Origin of the sequence: Rhizobium sp. LjRoot98, from assembly GCF_964252935.1 — a bacterium.
Classification (GTDB): domain Bacteria; phylum Pseudomonadota; class Alphaproteobacteria; order Rhizobiales; family Rhizobiaceae; genus Pararhizobium.
Genome location: NZ_CAXUPW020000004.1, coordinates 442,812 through 464,252, shown reverse-complemented (window position 1 = coordinate 464,252; position 21,441 = coordinate 442,812). Strand labels below are relative to the sequence as shown.

General features: G+C 60.0%; 18 protein-coding genes. 14 read left to right on the top strand and 4 right to left on the bottom strand.

All coding sequences use genetic code 11. The annotated features are described in order from the left end of the window. Positions 1-202: 202 nt before the first annotated feature. A complete protein-coding gene (locus tag ACSQ3J_RS16600; protein ID WP_060505995.1) occupies positions 203-1,552 on the bottom strand; it encodes an adenylate/guanylate cyclase domain-containing protein in 1,350 nt (449 codons plus the stop codon). Positions 1,553-1,815: 263 nt separating this feature from the next. Between ACSQ3J_RS16600 and ACSQ3J_RS16595 the strand changes: the two genes are divergently transcribed. Then, positions 1,816-3,159: a nucleotide sugar dehydrogenase gene (locus tag ACSQ3J_RS16595; RefSeq protein ID WP_436039561.1), complete on the top strand. Its 1,344-nt coding sequence runs from the start codon at positions 1,816-1,818 to the stop codon at positions 3,157-3,159. On the opposite strand, the gene ACSQ3J_RS16590 is transcribed toward ACSQ3J_RS16595, so the two are convergent. Further along, on the bottom strand, positions 3,149-4,339 hold the full coding sequence (locus tag ACSQ3J_RS16590; RefSeq protein WP_060505993.1) for a DUF3095 domain-containing protein: 1,191 nt from the start codon (positions 4,337-4,339) through the stop codon (positions 3,149-3,151). The genes ACSQ3J_RS16595 and ACSQ3J_RS16590 overlap by 11 nt on opposite strands. Before the next feature lie 194 nt (positions 4,340-4,533). Between ACSQ3J_RS16590 and ACSQ3J_RS16585 the strand changes: the two genes are divergently transcribed. Further along, on the top strand, positions 4,534-5,016 hold the full coding sequence (locus tag ACSQ3J_RS16585; protein WP_060505992.1) for a class I SAM-dependent methyltransferase: 483 nt from the start codon (positions 4,534-4,536) through the stop codon (positions 5,014-5,016). A 39-nt stretch (positions 5,017-5,055) separates the two neighbouring features. Here the strand turns inward: ACSQ3J_RS16585 and ACSQ3J_RS16580 are convergent, their stop codons facing one another. After that, complete coding sequence (locus ACSQ3J_RS16580; RefSeq protein WP_060505991.1) at positions 5,056-5,919, bottom strand: FkbM family methyltransferase; 864 nt, start codon at positions 5,917-5,919, stop codon at positions 5,056-5,058. An 83-nt stretch (positions 5,920-6,002) separates the two neighbouring features. Further along, positions 6,003-7,079, bottom strand: coding sequence for a LacI family DNA-binding transcriptional regulator (locus ACSQ3J_RS16575; RefSeq protein ID WP_060505990.1), 1,077 nt, complete (start codon positions 7,077-7,079; stop codon positions 6,003-6,005). Between the two features lie 177 nt (positions 7,080-7,256). Between ACSQ3J_RS16575 and ACSQ3J_RS16570 the strand changes: the two genes are divergently transcribed. The 12 genes from ACSQ3J_RS16570 to ACSQ3J_RS16515 all read left to right on the top strand — a co-directional run bounded on the left by ACSQ3J_RS16570 (position 7,257) and on the right by ACSQ3J_RS16515 (position 21,439). Then, positions 7,257-8,240, top strand: coding sequence for an ABC transporter substrate-binding protein (locus ACSQ3J_RS16570; protein WP_060505989.1), 984 nt, complete (start codon positions 7,257-7,259; stop codon positions 8,238-8,240). Positions 8,241-8,324: 84 nt separating this feature from the next. Beyond that, a complete protein-coding gene (locus ACSQ3J_RS16565; protein WP_060505988.1) occupies positions 8,325-9,821 on the top strand; it encodes a sugar ABC transporter ATP-binding protein in 1,497 nt (498 codons plus the stop codon). A 1-nt stretch (position 9,822) separates the two neighbouring features. Further along, entirely contained in the window at positions 9,823-10,821 is a 999-nt protein-coding gene (locus ACSQ3J_RS16560) for an ABC transporter permease (RefSeq protein WP_060505987.1), read from the top strand. Between the two features lie 5 nt (positions 10,822-10,826). Next, positions 10,827-11,819 (top strand): ABC transporter permease, encoded by a 993-nt coding sequence (locus ACSQ3J_RS16555; protein ID WP_060505986.1) that lies wholly within the window; start codon positions 10,827-10,829, stop codon positions 11,817-11,819. A 219-nt stretch (positions 11,820-12,038) separates the two neighbouring features. Next, positions 12,039-13,004 carry a sugar-binding transcriptional regulator gene (locus tag ACSQ3J_RS16550; protein WP_060505985.1) on the top strand — a complete coding sequence of 322 codons (966 nt, stop codon included), beginning with the start codon at positions 12,039-12,041 and terminating at the stop codon, positions 13,002-13,004. Positions 13,005-13,202: 198 nt separating this feature from the next. Beyond that, positions 13,203-14,639, top strand: coding sequence for an extracellular solute-binding protein (locus ACSQ3J_RS16545; protein WP_060505984.1), 1,437 nt, complete (start codon positions 13,203-13,205; stop codon positions 14,637-14,639). Between the two features lie 154 nt (positions 14,640-14,793). After that, complete coding sequence (locus ACSQ3J_RS16540; protein ID WP_060505983.1) at positions 14,794-15,717, top strand: carbohydrate ABC transporter permease; 924 nt, start codon at positions 14,794-14,796, stop codon at positions 15,715-15,717. Positions 15,718-15,727: 10 nt separating this feature from the next. Then, a complete protein-coding gene (locus ACSQ3J_RS16535) occupies positions 15,728-16,585 on the top strand; it encodes a carbohydrate ABC transporter permease (RefSeq protein ID WP_060505982.1) in 858 nt (285 codons plus the stop codon). Positions 16,586-16,588: 3 nt separating this feature from the next. Further along, a complete protein-coding gene (locus ACSQ3J_RS16530; RefSeq protein WP_060505981.1) occupies positions 16,589-17,707 on the top strand; it encodes an ABC transporter ATP-binding protein in 1,119 nt (372 codons plus the stop codon). Next, complete coding sequence (locus ACSQ3J_RS16525; RefSeq protein WP_060505980.1) at positions 17,704-18,828, top strand: ABC transporter ATP-binding protein; 1,125 nt, start codon at positions 17,704-17,706, stop codon at positions 18,826-18,828. The genes ACSQ3J_RS16530 and ACSQ3J_RS16525 overlap by 4 nt, the downstream gene beginning before the upstream one ends. Continuing rightward, entirely contained in the window at positions 18,828-20,405 is a 1,578-nt protein-coding gene (locus ACSQ3J_RS16520; protein WP_060505979.1) for an FGGY-family carbohydrate kinase, read from the top strand. The genes ACSQ3J_RS16525 and ACSQ3J_RS16520 overlap by 1 nt, the downstream gene beginning before the upstream one ends. Beyond that, positions 20,402-21,439 (top strand): 2-hydroxyacid dehydrogenase, encoded by a 1,038-nt coding sequence (locus ACSQ3J_RS16515; protein WP_060505978.1) that lies wholly within the window; start codon positions 20,402-20,404, stop codon positions 21,437-21,439. Before ACSQ3J_RS16520 ends, ACSQ3J_RS16515 begins: the two co-directional genes overlap by 4 nt. Positions 21,440-21,441: the final 2 nt, after the last annotated feature.

Genomic DNA, 21,441 nt, shown 5'->3' with positions numbered 1-21,441 from the left:
ATCTTGCGGAGCGCGCTTCCGGGCTTTAACCCGGTTCCTCAAAAAAGGAGACTATCCCACGGAAATTGACGTGTCCATGACCTTCGGCTGGTAAAGTGCGCACGGATATACTCGCAGCGGCGGTTGACCGGCGCGGTGGGGAAATGTCAATCATTCGAGCGGGATGCTTCTGCTCTCTATCCCGCCAATCAAGCGCTGATCTTTACTGCAGCAGCTTGTTCCAGAGCAGGTCTCGCGGCTGCGGTTTCTTGCTGTTACGGTAGAGCAGCATGACCTGCTCTGCCTCGGATCGCGTCTCCATTGCATTGTTGCGGATGGCTTCGCCATCGTCGAGCTTCATATTGTCCTGCCCCGGCAGCAGCACGGTGACCTTCTGGCCAACGCCGCGCAGCTTTTCCTGGCCAAGCGTCACCCAGTCGCCGCCGCAATAGGTTGCGAAAGATTGGCTGGCCACGATCGGCTGGGCATACTTCTTCGTGAGCCCCTGCAGTCGCTCCACTTCGTTGACGGCAGCGCCGAAGGCGGAAAAGGTTAGGCGGTCGTTGAGGCCGACATTGCCGAACATGACATTGCCGACATGCAGCCCGATGCCGTATCGGACCTCCGGGAGGCTCTGCCTTAGGCGGCCGGCATTGAGTTCGCCCATATGCGCTGCTGCCTGACGCACGGCAGCCATCGCGGCAAGGGCTGCGACCTGCGATGGTTCGCGATGGCGGCCGCAGGGATAGACGGCAAGAAAACCATCCCCGACAAAACTGAGGATTTCACCGCCATTGCGGCTGAACGGGGTGGCGATCGCATCGAAGAACTGGTTGAGCGTGTCGATATAGACTTGCCGCCCCTCCTTTTCGGCGAGCACGGTCGATTGACGCATGTCGGCCATCACCAAGGCTGCGCGGATGGTCTCGCCATCGCCGCGCCGGGTCTGACCGGAGAGCACGCGTTTGCCGGCATTGGCGCCGAGATAGGTGGTCAGCATATTGTCGGCGAGCTTGCCGAGAACGGCCATCTTGGCGGCGACGGCCAGATTGTTCTGGATACGCAGTAGTGCCTCGATGACATTGTCGCTGAAACCGCCGTGGGCATCGGTCGACCAGGAGCCGATCATGCCCTGGCCGGAGGTTTCGCCGAAAGACTGGACGAAGGCGATATAGTCGGTGACGCCCATCTCTTTCAACTCGTCGAATATCGGAAACTCGGACGGACCCGTGAGGTCGATCTGGCGGCGCATATGTTCGAGATTGTTGCTCAGGAGATAATAATAGGGGCTGAGCAGAAACCGGTCCGGCTTCTCATCGGACGGGTCGGCGCGATAACCTTCGACTGTGACGCCCTGACCGCGCAACCAGGTGAACCCGAGCGCGTCGTAGAGCGGATGCAGCATCGAAAAGCTCAAGTGGACGCGGTTGAGCGGCAGGCCGGAGGCGGCCAGCCTTTCGCAAAAGCCCGTAACGACCGTTTCGAGCGTTTCACCATTGAGGGCGGCCTGTTGCAACCAGTTCGATACGCGGTCCAGCAGGTGAGTGGAAACAGTGGTTCTGTGAATATTCATTGGGCGGCGTATCGCTTTCTCAACGAAATCCCGGCGCCGCCCGAAGTCCGGTCTGCGTCGCGATAGATCAGGCGTTTGCACCCTCCCCATATAAGTGGCGAAAATGGCAAAACCAGATTCCAGCCCGACAAAAATTGGATAATTGTTCCGGCCGCGCTAACAGGTGAAACCGGTGCGGTTCTTGACTTCGGGCCAATTTATCCTCAACTGACCCCCATCCGCAAAGGCGCTTCAGTGCGCCACGATCAGTCGAGAACACGCATTTGACCGTCCATTCTTCCGTGAGCGAGGCCCTCCTTTCGAAGATCGCAGACCGTAGCGCCCGTGCGGGTGTGATCGGGCTTGGCTATGTCGGCCTGCCGCTGGCGATCACCGCTGCCCGAAACGGCTTTTCTGTCACAGGCTTTGATATCGACCCGCAGAAGATCGTCGCGATCGATGCAGGACGATCCTATATCGATGCGGTTCCGGATGCTGTCCTGGCAACGGAAACCGGGGAGGGGAGGTTCCGGGCAACGACCGATTTCAGCCAGCTGTCCGGCTGCGACGTCATCGTCATCTGCGTTCCAACGCCCTTGACGAAACATCGCGATCCGGATCTGTCTTTCATCACCCGTACGTGTGATCGCATTGCCGAGACACTGAAGCCCGGCCAGCTGATCGTTCTGGAATCGACGACTTATCCCGGCACCACGGACGAGGTGGTGAGGCCGATCCTGGAAAAGACTGGTCTCAAATCGGCGCAGGAGTTCTTCCTTGGTTTCTCGCCGGAGCGCGAGGATCCGGGCAATCGCGATTTCCACACGTCAAGCATCCCGAAGGTCGTGGCCGGTGACGGCGAGGCGGCCGCGGAGCTGATGAAGGCTTTTTACGGCGCCGTCGTCCACACGGTCGTGCCGGTGTCGTCTCCCGCGACAGCCGAGGCAGTCAAGCTGACCGAGAACATTTTTCGCGCGGTCAACATTGCCCTCGTCAACGAGTTGAAGGTCGTCTACGAGGCGATGGGCATCGACATCTGGGAAGTGATCGACGCGGCCAAGACCAAGCCTTTCGGCTACATGCCGTTCTATCCCGGCCCGGGGCTCGGGGGGCACTGCATTCCGATCGATCCTTTTTATCTCACCTGGAAATCGCGCGAATACGAATTGCCAACGCGTTTCATCGAGCTTGCCGGCGAAATCAATTCGGCCATGCCAAAGCATGTCGTCGGGCGGCTTGCCGAGGCACTGGATATCCATTGCGGCAAGGCGCTCAGCCGGTCGAAGGTGCTGGTGATCGGTCTTGCCTACAAGAAGAACGTGCCGGATATCCGCGAAAGCCCATCATTGAAGCTGATCGAATTGATCGAGGAACGGGGCGGAAATGCCGCCTATCACGATCCGCATGTCACCGAGATTCCAAAGACACGCGAATACATGGCGTTGAAGGGGCGGACATCGGTGTCGCTGGACGAGCAATCGGTCAAGGGGTTTGATGCGGTTCTGATCGCGACTGATCATGATGCGGTCGACTATGCAGCGATTGCCCGCTGGTCGCCGTTGATCGTCGACACGCGCAACGCCTTTGCCTGCAGAGGGATCGAAGGCGCCAATATTCTCAAGGCATAGCTGGCCGCACCGCCGCGATAGGGGAAGGGGCCGGCATATGCTTCTTCAGCCGGCTGGCGGCCATGGCATAACCGCCAGCTGCACCATCGATGAAGTGCATGTGGTCGCGGCTGAGCGGTGTCGGTACGATACAGGTCATCAGCGCCGAATCCTGCCGGTGCAGGCCGAAGCGGCAGATACCGGCGCGTGCGGCTTGCTCAAGCCGCGCCTCGATCAGGCGAAACCGTTCCGCATCAACATCGATGGTCATCTTCAGGCCATCGTCGAACTTGCGGAAATCGGTATTGCGGGCAACATCCTGCCGGTATGCCCTTGGGTCGAAACGGCCAAGTGTCAGGCCAAGCCGATAAAGGCCGACGATCAGGAGATATTGCGCCAAAATGAACAGCCTGTGGGTGAAGCGTTTTCCCTTCGGAGCTGTTTTCGTTTCCGCAGCCAGCCCCGCCATCGACAGTCCGATCTGCGGGCCTTCGGCTGCGACCGGATGGCCATCCCGTTCTTCGCCTGCGGCCAGCGCAACGATGTCGGCCACCAGAGCCTGGAAGGCGGTTAGGTTGTCCGATCCGGCAGGAATTGCGATGATGGAGACGATTTCGCCATGCCGGGATTGTATCGGGTTCCATCGGCAAGAAAGGCCGGTCAGGTCCGGCCGTGCGCCTGACGGTGCAGGTGGCACGGCAAACAGGCCTTCCTTCATCCGCGCTTCCGCCCAGCTTGAACCGCCACCGGCAAACATCGCGTAGGACACATCGGGGTTCACCTGGAACCGGGCGACACGAACGGCAAGGCCCGCTGCGATGACGTCGGCTACGGGCACCAGTGCTGCGCGCAGCGTCAGTTGCAATTCCTCGCCGACCCAGCCTTGCACTGCCGAGAGCGCATCGCGTGCCTTCTCTACGCCGGACGGCGGCACGGCGACCATGGCGCCATCGCCGCCAAAGACGAAGGGAAGGTCGTTATTGCCCAGCGCATTGAGAATCGCGGAGATGACGCTGGCTCCCGCCATGTTGACGGCCTTGTAGCGGCCCGCCTCGATCGCACCGGTGGAATCGACGATGTCGGCCGTTGCCAGCGCCCAGTCAGCGGGCAGTGCCCGGTAGTTGTCGCTGTTGGCGACGCCTTCGAATTCGACGAAGACCGGCAGCGCGCTGAAGAATGTTTCGCTGGAAAGCTGGCTCATGTTTGAAGGCTAACATATTCGCCAAGGGCAGGCGATGTCGTTTGATAAGGAGGAACCGGGAAATCACACGGGAAACCGACCCACGAGCGTCTGGTTGAGTTTACCGATATTTTCCCGCTCTCATGGTCGACCAGGCGCGGGCACTCGTGTTAAGCGAGGCGACTGGCATGATTTGAATGGATGGATGGAAATAGATGAGTCGTCTTGATGGTTTTATCTCCCGCATGCACTCGCAGCGCGCTGTTCTCAACCATATCAAGGAGGCTTCGATGGTCGCGCCAGATGGCGTGATTCTTGAAATCGGCCTTGGCAACGGCCGGACCTACGACCATATCCGCGAACTGTTTCCGGACAACCGGATCATCGTTTTCGACCGCGCCGTCGGGTCGCATCCGGATTCGACACCGCCGGAAGCGGACCTTATCCTTGGCGACATCAAGGAGACGATCGCCCAGTTTTCCGGAAAGGGCATCGCGTTCGCACATGCCGATATCGGCACGGCGTATCGGGAAAAGGATGCCAAGACCTTGACTTGGCTGCCGCAGTCGATCGCCGCCGCGCTGAAAACCGGTGGCGTGGCCGCAAGCGGGTTGCCGCTTGATCATCCTGAACTTGAGCCGCTGCCACTGCCTGCCGGTGCCGATCCGGGCCGGACCTATTTCTACCGGAAGCGCTAATCTGGCTGCCGCTGCCCGTCTATCTGGCGGACGGGTTGCTCAGGGCAGGAGCAAAACGTCGAACTGATCCTTGCCGATGGGCAGGGCTTTGACCTTCATGTCCACCTGGCTGTCTTCATAGAAAACGATGCAATTTTCATAGAAGCCTGCCAGATAATTGACGAATGCCTGTGATCCCGCCGGTCCGTAGAAGACCGGCGAAAATTCCATATAGAATGGCACGCGCCTGGCAAGAAGCGGCTGCATGGACCGGCTTGCAACCGGCTCGTAACCCTCGATATCCATCCAGATAAGGCCGATATCGTCAGGCGCAACGCCTGCCTCTGTCAGCATGGCGGTAACCGGTTTTACGGGAACCTTGATCTGGATGTCCCGCTCACTTTGACGAAGCGCACTGCTCTTGCCGTGGTTATCCCTGTGCATGAAGAAATCGAGCGTGCCTTCGCTTTCTCCGGCAGCGACATTGATCGCCGTAATCTCTTCATGGAGATTGTTCTGGTCGATATTGGTACGGAGAAGTTTGAAGTTGCGCGGGTCTGGCTCCACCGTAACAATGTGGCGGAAGGCTTTGCTCAATGCGAAATAGACCGTCTGCGTACCGATATTGCCGCCGAGTTCGAGCAGAACCTTTTCCGGTTGCAGCAAGGCCCTTTGCCGCAGGACGCTGAGGAGCCGCACGACATTTTCGCGCTGGAAATGGCCCTTGCGGTAGATCTTCCGGCCAATGTAGTCGTGTGGGGAGAAGGTCATCAGATGGTCGCCGCAATCTGCCGTCATCGACAGGATTTTCGGGCTCACTGCGTTGACGAGCATTTCGCGGCCGATGCGGGTGGCGAGCAGGCGTTTTGCCATGCGATTGCGCCACTTGCGCAGCCGGCGCTTCCAGGATTTCGTCACTTGCATGCCTTGCCCGTCTCCATCGTGTGCTGATCTTCTTCAACACGAGATTGAGCGGGAAATGAAGGCGTTTCTGCGAAAACGCCAGGCTATGCCGGTTTCCCTGTCGTGCCGCGGCGCACCAGCGGGCCATCGACCTTGATTGTCATCGGCCGTGGCTGCTTGCCGTGGATTGCCATGTCGATAAGGATTTCGGCGGCCTTCTGGCCCATCTCGTAGTTGGGCAGCACAAGCGTGGAGAGGGGCGGGTGGGTGTAACGGGCCAGTTCCTGGTCGTCATAGCCCATGACGGACAGGTCCTCCGGCACGCGTAACCCTTTTTCGGCGGCCGCCTCCATGACGCCGATCGCCATCAGGTCGTTGCCGCAGAGGATGGCGGATGGGGGATTGGGCATCGAGAGCAGGTCAAGTCCTGCCTCGTAGCCGCGTAAGGGCAACCAGTCGCCGTCGCGCACCAGCGTTTCGTCAAAGGCGATATCGGCGGTGGCAAGCGCCTGCTTGTAGCCCTTGAGGCGATCCATGGCGGCATCCATCCAGGGCTCGCCATTGATGAAGCCGATGCGTTTGTGGCCAAGACTGGTCAGATGCGCGGTTGCGGTAAAGCCGCCGGCGACTTCTCCGGGCACGATTGCCATATGCTGGCGCGGTTCCGAATAGCAATTGAGCAGCACCGTCGGGATGCCCTTCAGCTGCGGCGGCACGGTGACCTTGCGGGTGAAGATCGTCGCGTAGATGACGCCGGCGATGGAGCGGTCACGCAGGACCGAGCGCAGAACGGCATCCTGCAGGTCGGGATTGGAGCGGGTGGCATGGGCAGAGACCAGCAGCCCCTGTTCGAATGCATAGTCACGGATACCGTCGAGGCTGACGACGGGATGCGGGCTGGTGGAAATCTCGTCGACGATGAAGGCGATGGTGTCCTTTTCCACATGCGGGACGGTATCAACCTCGTTTCGCGTCATTGGTAATTTATAACCAATTTTATGAGCTGCCTCGCGCACCCGCATCTGGGTCTCGGCTGAAATGCGGGCGCCGGACATCTCGTTGAGCACAAGTGAGACGCTGGATTGTGACACGCCGGCAATCCTCGCCACGTCCGTCATGGTTGGCCGGCCTGTCTCTCCCTGCTTGTTGGAAGCGCTGTTCCGCCCGTTTCCTCGTGCCATCGTCCTGTCTCGCTTCCATCCCGGTTTCTGCTGCGATGCAGAATTATTTTTTGTGCGCATGCTAATAAATTAGCGCTTGACTGATAATATTATTAGCGCAAGATTTACGTATGTGAAGCGGAAAATGCTCACTGCCCGGTAGAGGAGTACCGGTAAATTTCGGAGGAGAAAATACCGATGTCCATGATTTCACGCCGCACGTTCCTGGCTGCCGCAACAGCCATGGGCGCCATCGCGCTTGCCGGCACCGTCGCTTACGCGGAGCTGCCGGCTCTGGCCAAGAAAGATACCTATAAGGTCGGCTTCGCGCAGACCGAATCCAACAATCCCTGGCGCATTGCCCAGACCGAAAGCATGAAGGCGGAAGCCCAGAAGATGGGCTACCAGCTGGTCTATACAGACGCTGCCGGGTCTGCTGCCAAGCAGGTGGCCGACGTCAACTCGATGATCGCCCAGGGTGTCGACGTGATCTTCCTTGCCCCGCGCGAAGAAAAGCCGCTGATCCCGGCCGTCATGGCTGCGAAGAAAGCCGGCATTCCGGTCATCCTGCTCGACCGCAACGTCGATCAGTCGCTTGCCAAGGCAGGTGAAGATTATGTCACCTTCATCGGTTCCGACTTCATCGACGAAGGCAAGCGTGTAGCCGAGTGGCTGGCCAAGAACGCCAACGGCAAGTCGAAGATCATCGAGCTGGAAGGCACCACCGGTTCATCGCCGGCCAACGATCGCAAGAAGGGCTTTGACGAAGCCATCACCGCTGCCGGCGGTTTTACGATTGTCGCATCGCAGACCGGTGACTTTGCCCGTGACAAGGGCCGTCAGGTTGCCGAGGCTCTGCTGCAGGCACATCCGGATGCAGACATTGTCTATGCGCACAATGACGAAATGGCGATTGGAGCCATTGCAGCCATCGAAGCTGCCGGCAAGGTGCCGGGCAAGGATATCCTCGTCTTGTCCATCGACGGTGGCAAGGAAGCCGTTCAGGCGGTGGTCGATGGCAAGATCAATGCCGTGGTCGAGTGCAATCCGCGTTTCGGGCCAAAGGCTTTTGAAACGATGACGCGTTACGCCGCTGGTGATAAGATCGAGCCATGGGTCATCAACACAGACAAGTTCTACGATGCATCCAATGCATCGGCCGAACTGTCGAGCGCTTACTGATCTCCCAAGACTGTCGCTTCCGGCCGGGGTGGCATCGCCATTCCGGCCGGCTTTTCATGTCTGCTTATTGAGGATGGAGGAAACATGCTGCTGTCCATGCAGGATATTTCCAAGGCGTTTTCCGGCGTGCCCGCCCTGCGATCAGCCTCGCTTGAAATCGCCGCGGGCGAGGTCATGGCGCTGGTCGGCCAGAACGGCGCTGGAAAATCGACGCTGATCAAGATTTTGACCGGAGCCTATCAGCGCGATACCGGACTGATCCGCTTCGAGGGTGAGGACGTCGTTTTCGCAACGCCCGGCGCCAGCCAGGCGCGAGGCATCGCGACGATCTATCAGGAAATCAATCTGGCGCCGCAGCGTTCAGTCGCCGAGAATATCTATCTGGCACGTGAACCGAGAACGGGCCTCGGGCTGCTTGACCGGCGGGCGATGCGCGAGGGGGCAGCCTCCGTGCTCAAGACTTTCAATCTTGATATCGATGTCGATCTTCCCGTCGGACATTTCAGCGCCGCCACCCGGCAGATGATTGCGATTGCCCGTGCCGTGACGCAGAAGGCCCGGCTGGTGATCATGGATGAGCCGACATCGTCCCTTGACGAGCGTGAGGTCGCTATTCTGTTCGAAACGATCCGGACGCTGAAGAGGAACGGCGTCTCCGTTCTGTTTATCGGCCACCGGCTGGATGAACTCTATGAAATCTGCGATTGCGTCACCATCATGCGCGATGGCCAGACGGTGGCGCATAGCGCCATGGCAGATATGCCGAAAATGGAACTTGTCCGCCATATGCTCGGCAAGGAACTGGCGGCCTTTCAAGCGATTGCACGCGATAGCGATGACGGCGAGATGAAACCGGTGCGGCTCTCTGTTGAAAGTGCCGGGTCCGGCGTGCGGGTCCGCGATGTCAGCATGAGTGTGCGCGAAGGTGAAATTTCCGGTCTGGCCGGTCTTCTCGGTTCTGGCCGCACGGAAACGGCGCGGATCATCTTCGGGGTCGACCGGATGGAAAAGGGCGCGATCCGGATTGATGGCAAGGAGCGCCGCTATTCCGAGCCGGCCGATGCCATTGCCGACGGGATCGGGCTGGTGTCAGAGGATCGTAAGATCGACGGCATCATCCCGGACATGAGCATTCGCGAGAACATGACGCTGGCGCTGCTGCCGAAGCTGAAGAAGGCCGGCATTGTCGACCGTGCCCGTCAGCAGGAGATTGTCACGCGGTACATCAAGGCATTGGGCGTCAAATGCGCTTCCCCTGATCAGCCGATCAAGGAGCTGTCGGGCGGCAACCAGCAGAAGGTGCTGCTTGCCCGCTGGCTCTGCACCGATCCGCGCATTCTGATCATCGACGAGCCGACGCGCGGCATCGATATCGGTGCCAAGGCGGAAATCCTGAAGCTCTTGCGCAGCCTAGCCGACGAAGGCCTGAGCGTGCTGATGATCTCCTCGGAGCTGGAGGAGCTTCTGGCGGCCGCAGACCGTGTCACGGTGCTCAGCGACGGCCGCTCGGTTGCGGTGTTGAACCGGAACGAACTCAGTGAGACGGCGCTGCTTTCCGCCATGGCCCATCAGGTGAACTGACATGACGACGATCGATACATCCGCTCCAGGAGAGCGTGCCGCCCGCCCCAATATGGCGCAGTTTCTCAGCCGTTACGGCACATTTGCAGCCTTCATCCTGCTCGTGCTGTTCAACCTGATCGTCACGCCGAACTTCCTTTCCTGGCAGACGCTCAACGTCAACCTGACGCAGGTGGCAACCATCGTCATCGTCGCCGTTGGGATGACATTGGTGATCGCCACCGGTGGCATCGATTTGTCGGTCGGGTCTCTCATGGCGATTGCGGGTACAGTTGCACCGATGATCTTCATGGGCAAGGTGCTGCCGATCGAGAACATGGGCATTCTCATTCTTCTCTCGTTCATCCTCCCGGTTCTGCTGGTCATGGCATTTGGCTGGTTCAACGGGGTGCTGGTGACGCGGTTTTCGATCCAGCCGATCATTGCCACACTTGTCTTGTTCATTGCGGGGCGGGGAATTGCCCAGGTCGCCACCAACGGCAATCTGCAGGTTTTCAAGAACCCGGATTTCCAGTTCATCGCCATGGGCCGTATCGCCGGTATTCCGGCGCAGGTGATCATCATGATCATTGTCGCGGTGCTCGCTCATTGCCTGATCCGCTACACGGTCATCGGCCGCCAGATCATCGCCGTCGGTGGTAACGAGAAGGCGGCGCGGCTGACAGGTATTCCGGTGCGGCGGGTCAAAACCTTTGTCTACATTGTCAGTGGTGCTCTCGCCGGTGTTGCCGGGCTGATCGTCGTTGCCCGCAATTCGGCGAGCGACGCCAATCTGGTTGGGCTCGGGATGGAGCTTGATGCCATCGCCGCGGTTGCCGTTGGCGGCTCGCTGCTGACGGGCGGCCGGGCCAATATCGTCGGCACGGTGTTGGGCGCCTTCGTCATCCAGCTGGTGCGCTATACGCTTCTTGCCAACGGCGTGCCGGATGCGGCGGCATTGATCGTCAAGGCAGGCCTGATCGTCGTCGCCGTCTTCATCCAGCAACGTGCCAAGGCATAACGGATATGACCTCCATGCTGAAAACCCTCTCGCGGCCCTTCATGGCCAAATCCTCCGGCGACTTCGCCCGCCTCGGCGTGCTTCTGGCGCTGGCGGGCCTGATCCTGTTCGGCGCGCTGCGCTATGACAATTTCATCTCGCCGTTCAACATCCTGAGTTTCCTGCGCTACAATTCGATGTTCGCGCTGATCGCGCTCGGCATGGCCTTTGTCATCATCACCGGCGGCATCGACCTTTCGGTCGGCGGCGTGGCGGCGATGGCGAGCGTGGTTGCCGCCTATCTGTCGCCGTATGGATGGTTTCCGGGATTGGCCGGCGGTATGGTTGCCGGGCTGATTGCTGGCGCAATCAATGGCCTGATCATCACCCGGATGCGGATCCAGCCGTTTATCGCAACGCTGGCAATGATGCTGGCTGCCTACGGGACAGCGTTGCTGCTGGCCAACAACCAGTCTGTTTCGGTGTCCTATGACACCGGATTCACGATGATCGGGCAGGACGATTTTCTCGGATTTCCGATTCCTGCCTGGATTGCCGCGCTCGCCTATGTGCTCGGCTGGGTCTTTCTGGAGCGGCATCCTGCCGGGCGGCATGTGCTGGCGATCGGTGATGGTGAGGCGACGGCCAATCTGATGGGATTAAAGGTCGAAAAAACGCTTTTTGCCGTCTATGCGCTGTCCGGTCTGCTTGCCGGTCTTGCCGGGGTTATCCTTGCCTCGCAGTTCGGCGCGGGGCAGCCGACAGAGGGCGTGGGCTGGGAACTGTTTGCTATTGCTTCTGTCGTGGTCGGCGGTACGTTGCTGACCGGCGGCTCCGGTTCGGTCGGCGCGACGCTGGCGGGGGCACTGCTGCTCGCCATGGTGTTCAACGTCCTCAATTTTGAAAACGGTCTCGGCTGGATTTCGCTCTCGGCCTACTGGCAGTCCGTTATCCGCGGCTCTTTCCTTCTCGTCGTTGTGGTACTGCAAGCCCGGCTGATGAAAAAGACCGAGGCGTAAGCCTAGTCTTCCACGCCTCTCTTTTTTCCAGCGCGTCCGGGCAACCGGGCGCGCTTTGCGTTTGTCCACAGTCACGCTCTTTAAGGCTGCAGGTGCATATCGAATTGGTGCGCCGCCGCATCGAACGTGCTTGACAAATTTTTCATTGCGTGAAAATTCTTTCATCAACAGATAAAAATATCACCTAGTGAAAAAAATAGCAGGAACGGGAGGCGGGGTATGGTTCAGGGCGGTGGCTCCTTCAAGGACGATGAGTCAAGCATGGCGACGCGTGCAGCATGGCTGCACTATGCCGGTGGATTGACCCAGTCCGAAGTTGCCAAGCGCCTCGGTCTGACATCGCTGAAAGCCCATCGTCTGATCACCAAGGCCAACCAGGAAGGTCTGGTGAAGGTCTATATCGACGGCGAAGTCTCCGAATGCGTTGAACTGGAGCAGAAACTGTCGGCGCGTTATGGCCTCGACTATTGTGAAGTCGTTCCTGATTTCGATCCGGAGGACCTGCCGCTGAAAGCGCTCGGTATCTCCGGTGCGCAGTTCCTCAAGCGGGAGATCGAGAAAGAGGGACCGGTGCTGATCGGCATGGGGCATGGCCGCACACTGGCCGCTTGCGTCGAATATCTGCCGCGCACCACCAATCACGACGTCCGCTTCGTCTCGCTGCTCGGTGGCCTGACCCGCCGGTTTTCCGCCAATCCCCATGACGTTATCCACCGGCTGGCCGAGCGCACGGGGGCGGAGGCCTATGTGATGCCGGTGCCGTTCTTTGCCAATACCGTCGAGGATCGCGATGTTCTGTTCAATCAGCGCGGCGTGCGCGAAGTGTTCGATCTTGCCAGCAGCGCCGACCTTTTGCTGGTTGGCATCGGCACGGTCGAGCGCGAAGCATCGCTGGTCTCCACCGGCATGATCGAAAAGAGCGAGATCGAGGAAATCAAGAATGGTGGTGGTGCCGGCGAATTGCTTGGCCATTTCTTCGACGACAGGGGCCAGCCGATCGAGACGTCGCTATCGAACCGCACATTCACGCTGAGCCGTGAGGACCTGAAAAACCGCCGTACGGTCGCTGTTGCCGGCGGCAAGGTGAAGGCGCGCGCCATTCGTGCCGTGCTGGAAAGCCGGTTTCTGAGCGGGCTGATCACCGACGAGAAGACGGCGCAGACATTGATGGAGGATGCCGCCTGAAACGGCGCTGTCCCGCATAGGGAGTGACGGCTTGCGACTGATCCGGGGAGTGGTTCGGTTCAAGCCTTTCGCAGCTGCATCCCGTCCGGCACCGTGCCGCGGGGTGCACGCGCTGCGATCTGGAGGAAATACCGGTCGGGTAAGCCGGTACGGCTCAATGGATTGAGCATGTTTTGCCCGTGAAGGAGGAGAAGACCAATGCATGAGAAAGAGAAAGACCTGATCAGTGCATTCCTGCGTGGAGAGGTGGACCGCCGCGGAATGCTGAAGGGCCTCGGCGCCATGGGCGTTACGGCTGGTGCGGCGGGCACGCTGCTCAACATGATGTCCACCAGGGCAATGGCTGCCGATTTCGACTGGAAGAAACATTCCGGCAAGACCGTAAAGCTGCTTTTGAACAAGCATCCCTATGCCGATGCGATGATTGCCAACCTGCAGTCGTTCAAGGACCTGACCGGCATCGACGTCAAGTATGACGTGTTTCCGGAAGACGTCTATTTCGACAAGGTGACCGCTGCCCTGTCATCCGGCTCCACCGAATATGATGCGTTCATGACCGGCGCCTACATGACCTGGACCTATGGTCCGGCCGGCTGGATCACCGACCTCAAGGAATGGATCAACGATCCGGAAAAGACCAACCCAAACTACGCCTGGGACGACTTCCTGCCGGGCGTGAAGAATTCCTGCGCCTGGAACGGCCAGCCCGGCGGCGCGCTGGGTTCGGACGACGCTAAGCAGTGGTGCATTCCGTGGGCGTTCGAGCAGAACAACATCACCTATAACAAGTCGATGTTCGACAAGGCCGGTGTTTCCGTGCCGAAGAACCTCGATGACATGATTTCCGTGGCGGCCAAGTTGCAGAAGGATGTCGGCGGTATCTACGGTATCGGCGTGCGTGGCTCGCGCTCCTGGGCGACGATCCATCCGGGCTTCCTGTCCGCCTACTCGAACTTCAACGAGAAGGACCTGAACGTCACCGACGGCAAGCTGTCGGCAGCGATGGGAACGGCAGGCTCCAAGGCCTTCCACGCCAAATGGGTGCAGATGATCCAGGAAAGCGGCCCGAAGGATTGGTCGACCTATACCTGGTATCAGGTCGGTACCGATCTCGGCGCCGGTGCCTCGGCGATGATTTTCGACGCCGATTGCCTGGGCTACTTCATGAACGGCGGCGACAACAAGATGGCCGGACAGCTGTCTTATGCCGCCTTCACCGCCAACCCGGATGCGACGGCCTCGACGCCAAACATCTGGATCTGGTCGCTTGCCATGTCCAATTTCTCCAAGGACAAGGACGCCACCTGGTACTTCCTGCAATGGGCGACCGGTCCGGAGCATGCGATCTTCGGCGCCACCAAGATGGATTTTGTCGATCCGGTCCGCCAGTCGGTCTGGAAGGACGAAGCCTTCCGGACCAAGCTGAACAAGTATCCGGGTTATGTCGACATGTTCGACGCATCGGCGGCCGGCGCTTCGATCAAGTTCACCCCGCAGCCATTGTTCTTCGATGTCACCACCGAATGGGCGGCGACATTGCAGAAGATGGTCGCCAAGGAAGTTCCTGTCGACGAAGGTCTCGACCAGCTGGTCGAGAGCATCGATCGCCAGCTGAAGGAAGCCGGTCTCGGCTGATCTGCCTCCCAAGCAGAGCCCGGCGCTCAATAGAGCGCCGGGCACCCGCACACCGGCTGACAGCCGCCTTGAGACAACGTGAGATGCCGATGGACTGGCGCGGGACAAACCGCGTGCCGCGCGCTTTCTTCAAAGACAAAGAACGGAGCTCGACATGGCTTCAACAGCAACCCTCCGCAAACCGGCTTCAGGTTTCCGCATCAGCCGGAAGATGCTGCCTTATGTGCTGAGCCTGCCTGCCCTGCTCGTCTGCATCGGCATCCTGATCCCCTTCATCACGGCCGTGATTTATTCCTTCCAGCGCTACCGGCTCAGCCAGCCCTGGGCGCGGCAGTTCAACTGGGGTGAAAACTATCTCAACTTTTTTACCGATCCGGCCTTCTGGAACACGCTGAAAGTCTCGCTGCTTTATGCCGGGATCACGGTGACGCTGGAGTTGTTGCTCGGTCTCGGTATTGCGCTTCTTCTGCAGCGCCGCTCGACGGTCAACAACTTCATCTCGATCATGCTGCTTCTGCCATTGATGATCGCGCCAGCGCTGGCCGCGCTGATGTGGAAGCTGATGACCAACCCGAGCTTCGGCATCCTCAGCTACCTCGCCAGCCTGATCGGCCTGCATGATTTCCGCTGGGCATCTTCCCCGAGCACGGCGCTGTTGACCGTCGTTCTCGTCGATATCTGGGTCTATACACCCTTCATCATGATCCTTTTGCTGGCGGGCCTGCGCTCGCTGCCGACCCAGCCGTTCGAGGCGGCAGCCCTGGATGGCGTGCCACGGACCTTCGTGTTCTTCCGCATTACGCTACCGATGCTGACGCCCTATATCCTGACGGCCACGTTGTTCCGTCTGCTCGACAGTATCCAGCAGTTCGATATCATCTACGCGATGACGCAAGGGGGGCCAGGCAATACGCTGACCGTTTTCCAGGTGGAAGCCTATCTCAACTTCTTCCAGTCGACCAATGTCGGGCGCTCCGCGGCGCTGATGGTCATCCTCTGGGCGATCACCTACCTGCTCTCCAATATCTTCATCAAGAACTGGCTGCGGCTGCGCGAACGCGCCCGCGGCGAAGCGTGAGGGGAAAACCATGGAAACCACATCCACGCTCGAAAAGACCCTGCGGCTGATCGCGCTCTCGCTCGTCGTCATCTTCTTCATGTTCCCGATCTTCTGGATCTTCCTGATGTCGTTCCAGACCAACGAGACGATCCTGGCGATCCCGCCATCGGTGATCTTCACGCCGACGCTGTCGAACTATGCGGCACTAATCACCGGCAAGCTGACGACGGCAGCCGGCACGCTCGACATCGCCTTCATGCGCAATCTCGGCAACTCGATCTTCCTCTCGGTGACCTCGGTCGCCCTGGCGCTCGTCCTTGGCGTGCCGGCCGCCTATGCCTTTGCCCGCCACAAGTTCAAGGGCTCGGAAGACATTGCTTTCACGCTTTTGTCCTTCCGGTTCGCACCGCCGCTGCTCGTGCTCCTGCCGCTGACCCAGTATTTCCAGTGGCTCGGGCTATCGGACACCTATTTCGGACTGATCTGGGTTTACCAGCTGATCTGCCTACCGCTCATCCTGTGGATCGTCCGCGGCTATTTCGAGGATATCTCGGCCGACGTCGAATATGCCTACCGGATCGCAGGGCATTCGTGGTTTGCCACCTTTCGCAAGATCGCCCTGCCGCTGGCAGGACCGGGGATTGCGGCTGCCGGTCTGTTGGCCTTCATCTTCGCCTGGAACAATTTTGTCTTCGCGCTGGTGCTGGCCTCGGCTGACAAGCAGCCGGTGACCGTGGGCGCGCTTGCCTTCGTCACGTCTTCCGGCATCCAATACGGCCAGATTGCCTCGGCCATCGTGCTGTCGGTGACGCCGACACTTGCACTTGCACTCTACGCCCAGCGCTATCTTGTCGAAGGCCTGTCGCTTGGCGCGGTGAAGGGATAAATCATGACAACACTTCAGCTTAAAAACATCGTCAAGCGCTACAAGACCAACACGGTCCTCGACAACCTGTCGCTGGATGTGGCCGATGGCGAAACGCTGGTGCTGTTTGGCCCATCGGGTGCGGGCAAGACGGTGCTGCTCCGGCTGGTTGCCGGTGTGATCGATCCTGAAGAGGGGCAGATCCTGATCGGCGGCGAGGATGTCTCCGATATCGATGCCGAGCATCGCGGCATCGGCATGGCCTTCCAGAATTTCGCGCTGTTTCCACATATGAGTGCCTTCGACAATATTGCCAGCCCGCTGACGGCGACGAATTCGACGAAGGACGCCATCTCGGCGGGCGTGCATAAGGTCGCCAAGCTGCTCAAGATCGACCACGTGCTGTCCCATCATCCAAAGGCGCTGTCGAATGGACAGAAACAGCGCACGGCGCTGGCCCGCGCGCTGGCAGGTTCGCCGCCGCTGCTGTTGCTGGATGATCCCTTGCGCAATGTCGACGCCAAGCTGCGTTTCGAGATGCGTTTGGAATTGCCACGACTGCTGGCCGCGCAGGGTGCCACGGTTGTCTACGTGACGCAGGATTACAAGGAGGCCATGGCGCTCGGCGACCGCATCGCGGTCATGTCACAGGGCCGTATCCGCCAGATCGGCACGCCGGAGGATATCTACAATACACCGGCCGATATCGAGATCGCCCGACTGTTCGGCGATCCGACCATCAACCTCCTGGATGTAACGCCGAAAGCCGGACCGGAGGGTATCCATGTCGAGCTTTCGAACGTGAAGGTGGTTTTGCCCGGCATGCCGGCGGACGTTGCCGGAAGAGCCTGCGTCATCGGCCTTCGGCCCGAAGCCATAGCCTTTACGGATGCTGGTGCGCCGGGGGCTATTCCGGTGACGGTGGAAGCCGAAACGCCGCTCAATGAAAAGACGGTAACGCTGGTCCTGACCGCACGTGGCCGGGAAATCCTGGTGTCGCGCCCGGCGGGGACGCCCGGCCCGGTCTCCGGCCCCGCCCATATCGCCGTCAACGGACGGGCGGCCTTCCTGTTCGACAAGGAGAGTGGCGGGCTGATCCGTTCCGCCGCAACCCCGATGACACGCAATGGAGAAGCGGCATGAGCGAGACCGCACTGTTCATCAAGGGCGTCGACAAGTTCTATGGCCCGATCGATCATGGCGTCCATGCTGTCAAACAGCTGAACATGGACGTGAAAAAGGGAGAGATCATCGCGCTTCTCGGCTCGTCCGGCTGTGGAAAGACCTCGACATTGCGCATGGTCGCTGGTTTCGAAGCCGTGTCGCGCGGCACGATTTCGATGAAGGGACGCGAGGTTCAGACCTTCGCTCCCGTCAAGCGCAACGTCGCCATGGCGTTCGAGGGCTACTCGCTCTACCCGCCGCTGACCGTGCGTGAAAACATTGCCTTCGCGCTGAAGGCCTCTAGGCTGTCGCAGAGTGTCGTCGATGAGAAGGTCGCCAGTATCGCCAAGTTGCTGGAGATCGAGGATATCATGGGCCGCTATCCAAGCTCGATCTCGGGCGGCCAGCAGCAGCGTGCATCGCTCGGCCGGGCGCTGATCCGGGATGCCGACCTGCATCTGCTCGATGAGCCGATGGGGCAGCTGGAGCCGCAGTTGCGCGCACTTTTGCGCGGCCGTATCAAACATTTCATCAAGGAACGCGGACTGACCGCTATTCTCGTCACCCACGACCAGACGGAAGCCAATGCGCTGGCCGACCGGATCGCCGTCATGGAGGGTGGCGTACTCCAGCAATTCGATACGCCGCAGATGATCAAGGAGCGTCCGGCCAACCTGTTTACCGGCACTTTCGTTGGCGAACCGCCGATGAACGTATTTTCTGCGGGGATTTCAGGGTCTGGCGATACGGTCTCTTTCGGCCTCAACGACGGTGTCAAGCTCGATTACAAGGCGTCTGACTTTTCCCATGAAGTGCGGGCCGAACTGATGAAGCGCAGCAAGGTCGTGCTTGGCATCCGGCCCTATGCGGTTCGCCGCAGTGAGGGCGGGGTCGGCGCGAAAGTGGCGGTCAACCAGTGGCTTGGGGACCAGACGCATATCGCCACTGATTTTGCCGGCGGCACGATGGTGCTGGTCGAGCATGACCGGACGAACCTGGCGATCGGCGAGAATGTCGGTATCCGCCTTGACCCATCGAGCCTGCATGTGTTCGACGGCGATAGCGGCAAGGCGATCAGCCATGGGCAGGAGCTTGCCTGATGCGCGATATCCTGATCGGGATCGATGCGGGAACCTCCGTCATTAAGTCCGTCGCTTTCGATCTTGGCGGCAAGCAGATCGCGGCTTGCGCCATCGCCAACAGCTATGAAAGCGAAGGCGGTAAGGGCGTTGTGCAGGACCTCGACCGGACCTGGGCTGATACTGCAAAGACGCTTGCCGATCTCGCTGGCAAGGTCGAAAATCTTGCCAGCCGGGTTGCGGCGATATCGGTGACGGGCCAAGGCGATGGCACTTGGCTGATCGACAAGAACGGCGACCCTGTCGGCAAGGGCTGGCTTTGGCTTGATGCCCGCGCCGGCGATACGGTGGAGCGGCTGCGGCAGGACAGGGGTGATGCCGCCCGCTTTTCCCATACCGGTTCAGGTCTTGCCGCCTGCCAGATGGGCTCGCAGCTTCGGTGGATTCTGGAAAACGCACCGGAGATGATCTATGGCGCGACAACAGGGTTTCATTGCAAGGACTGGCTCTATTTCAAGCTGACCGGAAAGCGCGCGACCGATCCTTCCGAGGCCAACTTTACCTTCGGAGATTTCCGTACCCGGCAGTATTCCGAGGATGTCATAGACTTTCTCGACCTGCGCAAACAACGCTACCTGCTGCCGGAGATCGTCGATGGTGCGGTGACACAGCATGCTTTAGGCGACGCCGCGGCAGCTTTGACCGGGCTTCTGGCCGGAACGCCCGTCGTGCTCGGTTACGTCGATGTCGTCTGCACGTCGCTCGGCGCCGGTCTCTACGAACCGGGAACCGATACCGGTTGCTCCATCATCGGTTCGACCGGCATGCATATGCGGCTGGCAAAGAGCGCCGATGATGTCCAGCTCAACAGGGATCTGACCGGTTACACGATGTGCCTGCCGATTGAGGGCCATTATGCGCAGATGCAGTCGAACATGGCGGCGACACTGAACATCGACTGGATACTGTCGCTTGCGGGCAGCGTGCTCAAGGGCATGGGTATCGACAAGAGCAAGGCCGAACTGCTCGGTCATGTCGAAGGCTGGCTGTCGGAATCCAAGGAAACCTCGCTGCTGTTCCATCCCTATATTTCCGAGGCAGGCGAGCGCGGTCCGTTTGTCGATGCCTCGGCGCGGGCGTCTTTCATCGGGCTCGATCTGAACCACGGCTTTGCCGACATGGTCCGTGCCGTCTTCAACGGTCTCGCGATGGCGTCGCGTGATTGCTACGTCGAGATGGGACCGCTGCCGTCGCGGGTGCGGCTGACCGGCGGCGCGGCGCGCAGCGCATCCTTGCGGCGCATTCTCGGCGGCGCGCTCGGCTCATCGGTGCAGACCAGCGAGCGCGAAGAGGCGGGCGCTGCCGGCACGGCGATGATCGCCGCCGTTTCGCTCGGCATCTACGGCTCGATGGAAGACTGCGTCAAGCAATGGGTCACCCCCTATCAGCGGCCGGCGGAACCGGCCGACACAGCCATGGCGGCGCGTTTCAACGCGGCGTTTCCACTCTACAGGCAATCGCGCCTGTCCCTTCGTCCGGTCTGGCACGCCCTTTCCCACGGCACCGCCCCGGCAACTGAACAGGAAAGACTGAAATGAAGAAAATCGCCATCATTGGAGACCGGTTCATGCTGCCAACGGTCTTTCGCGACAAAGTCGTGGAAGCTTGTGGCGACGGGCATGATATCCGGCTTCTCGAACAGCCCTGGCCGGATGAGCCGATGGAGCACGGCTATGCCGTCGAGGGCATGGACGGCCTGAAGGAATATGTCGGCAAGGCCGACGACATCGTCGAGTTCGTTGGTGACGCTGAGATGGTCATCACTCAGTTGGCGCCGTTTTCCCGCGGCATGTTTTCCCAGCTTCCTGGCCTGAAGTTCATCGCAGTGTCGCGCGGTGGACCGGTCAATATCGACATGAGCGCCGCGCGGGACGCCAAGGTTCTGGTGGTCAACACGCCCGGCCGCAATGCCAGTGCGGTTGCCGAATTTACACTCGGCGCCATCCTTGCCGAAACCCGGCTGATCCGCTCCGGTCACGAGTCCCTGCGCAAGGGGGAATGGCGCGGAGAGCTTTACCGCGCCGACAAGACCGGCCGCGAACTTTCCGAAATGACGGTTGGTGTCGTCGGCTACGGCAATATCGGCACCAAGGTGGTGCGGCTGCTGCGGGCGTTTGGAACCAAGGTTGTGGTCTATGATCCCTATGTCCAACTCTCGGCCGATGACCGCAACGCGGGTGTCGAGCATGTCAGTTTCGACGATCTGTTGTCACGCTCCGATGTCGTGACGCTGCATTCGCGGGTGTCGGAAGAGACACGGCATATGATGAATGCCGAGAGCTTTGCGAAGATGAAGCCGGGAGCGATCTTCGTGAATACGGCGCGTGGGCCGCTTTGCGATTATGATGCCCTGTACGAGGCCTTGGTGAATGGCCCGCTCGGGTCTGCAATGCTCGAAACGTTCGCCGTCGAGCCGGTGCCGGAGGACTGGCCGCTCTTGCAACTGCCGAACGTAACGCTGACACCGCATATTGCCGGGGCTTCGGTACGCACCGTCACCTATGCCGCCGAGATGGCGGCCGAAGAGGTGCGCCGCTATATCGCCGGCCTGCCGCCGGTCAACCCGTGCTGAGG

Coding starts and splice junctions, on each gene's coding strand:
- ACSQ3J_RS16600 (WP_060505995.1), bottom strand. CDS start 1,552: ATGAATATTCACAGAACCACTGTTTCCACTCACCTGCTGGACCGCGTA.
- ACSQ3J_RS16590 (WP_060505993.1), bottom strand. CDS start 4,339: ATGAGCCAGCTTTCCAGCGAAACATTCTTCAGCGCGCTGCCGGTCTTC.
- ACSQ3J_RS16585 (WP_060505992.1), top strand. CDS start 4,534: ATGAGTCGTCTTGATGGTTTTATCTCCCGCATGCACTCGCAGCGCGCT.
- ACSQ3J_RS16580 (WP_060505991.1), bottom strand. CDS start 5,919: ATGCAAGTGACGAAATCCTGGAAGCGCCGGCTGCGCAAGTGGCGCAAT.
- ACSQ3J_RS16575 (WP_060505990.1), bottom strand. CDS start 7,079: ATGGCACGAGGAAACGGGCGGAACAGCGCTTCCAACAAGCAGGGAGAG.
- ACSQ3J_RS16570 (WP_060505989.1), top strand. CDS start 7,257: ATGTCCATGATTTCACGCCGCACGTTCCTGGCTGCCGCAACAGCCATG.
- ACSQ3J_RS16565 (WP_060505988.1), top strand. CDS start 8,325: ATGCTGCTGTCCATGCAGGATATTTCCAAGGCGTTTTCCGGCGTGCCC.
- ACSQ3J_RS16560 (WP_060505987.1), top strand. CDS start 9,823: ATGACGACGATCGATACATCCGCTCCAGGAGAGCGTGCCGCCCGCCCC.
- ACSQ3J_RS16555 (WP_060505986.1), top strand. CDS start 10,827: ATGACCTCCATGCTGAAAACCCTCTCGCGGCCCTTCATGGCCAAATCC.
- ACSQ3J_RS16550 (WP_060505985.1), top strand. CDS start 12,039: ATGGTTCAGGGCGGTGGCTCCTTCAAGGACGATGAGTCAAGCATGGCG.
- ACSQ3J_RS16545 (WP_060505984.1), top strand. CDS start 13,203: ATGCATGAGAAAGAGAAAGACCTGATCAGTGCATTCCTGCGTGGAGAG.
- ACSQ3J_RS16540 (WP_060505983.1), top strand. CDS start 14,794: ATGGCTTCAACAGCAACCCTCCGCAAACCGGCTTCAGGTTTCCGCATC.
- ACSQ3J_RS16535 (WP_060505982.1), top strand. CDS start 15,728: ATGGAAACCACATCCACGCTCGAAAAGACCCTGCGGCTGATCGCGCTC.
- ACSQ3J_RS16530 (WP_060505981.1), top strand. CDS start 16,589: ATGACAACACTTCAGCTTAAAAACATCGTCAAGCGCTACAAGACCAAC.
- ACSQ3J_RS16525 (WP_060505980.1), top strand. CDS start 17,704: ATGAGCGAGACCGCACTGTTCATCAAGGGCGTCGACAAGTTCTATGGC.
- ACSQ3J_RS16520 (WP_060505979.1), top strand. CDS start 18,828: ATGCGCGATATCCTGATCGGGATCGATGCGGGAACCTCCGTCATTAAG.
- ACSQ3J_RS16515 (WP_060505978.1), top strand. CDS start 20,402: ATGAAGAAAATCGCCATCATTGGAGACCGGTTCATGCTGCCAACGGTC.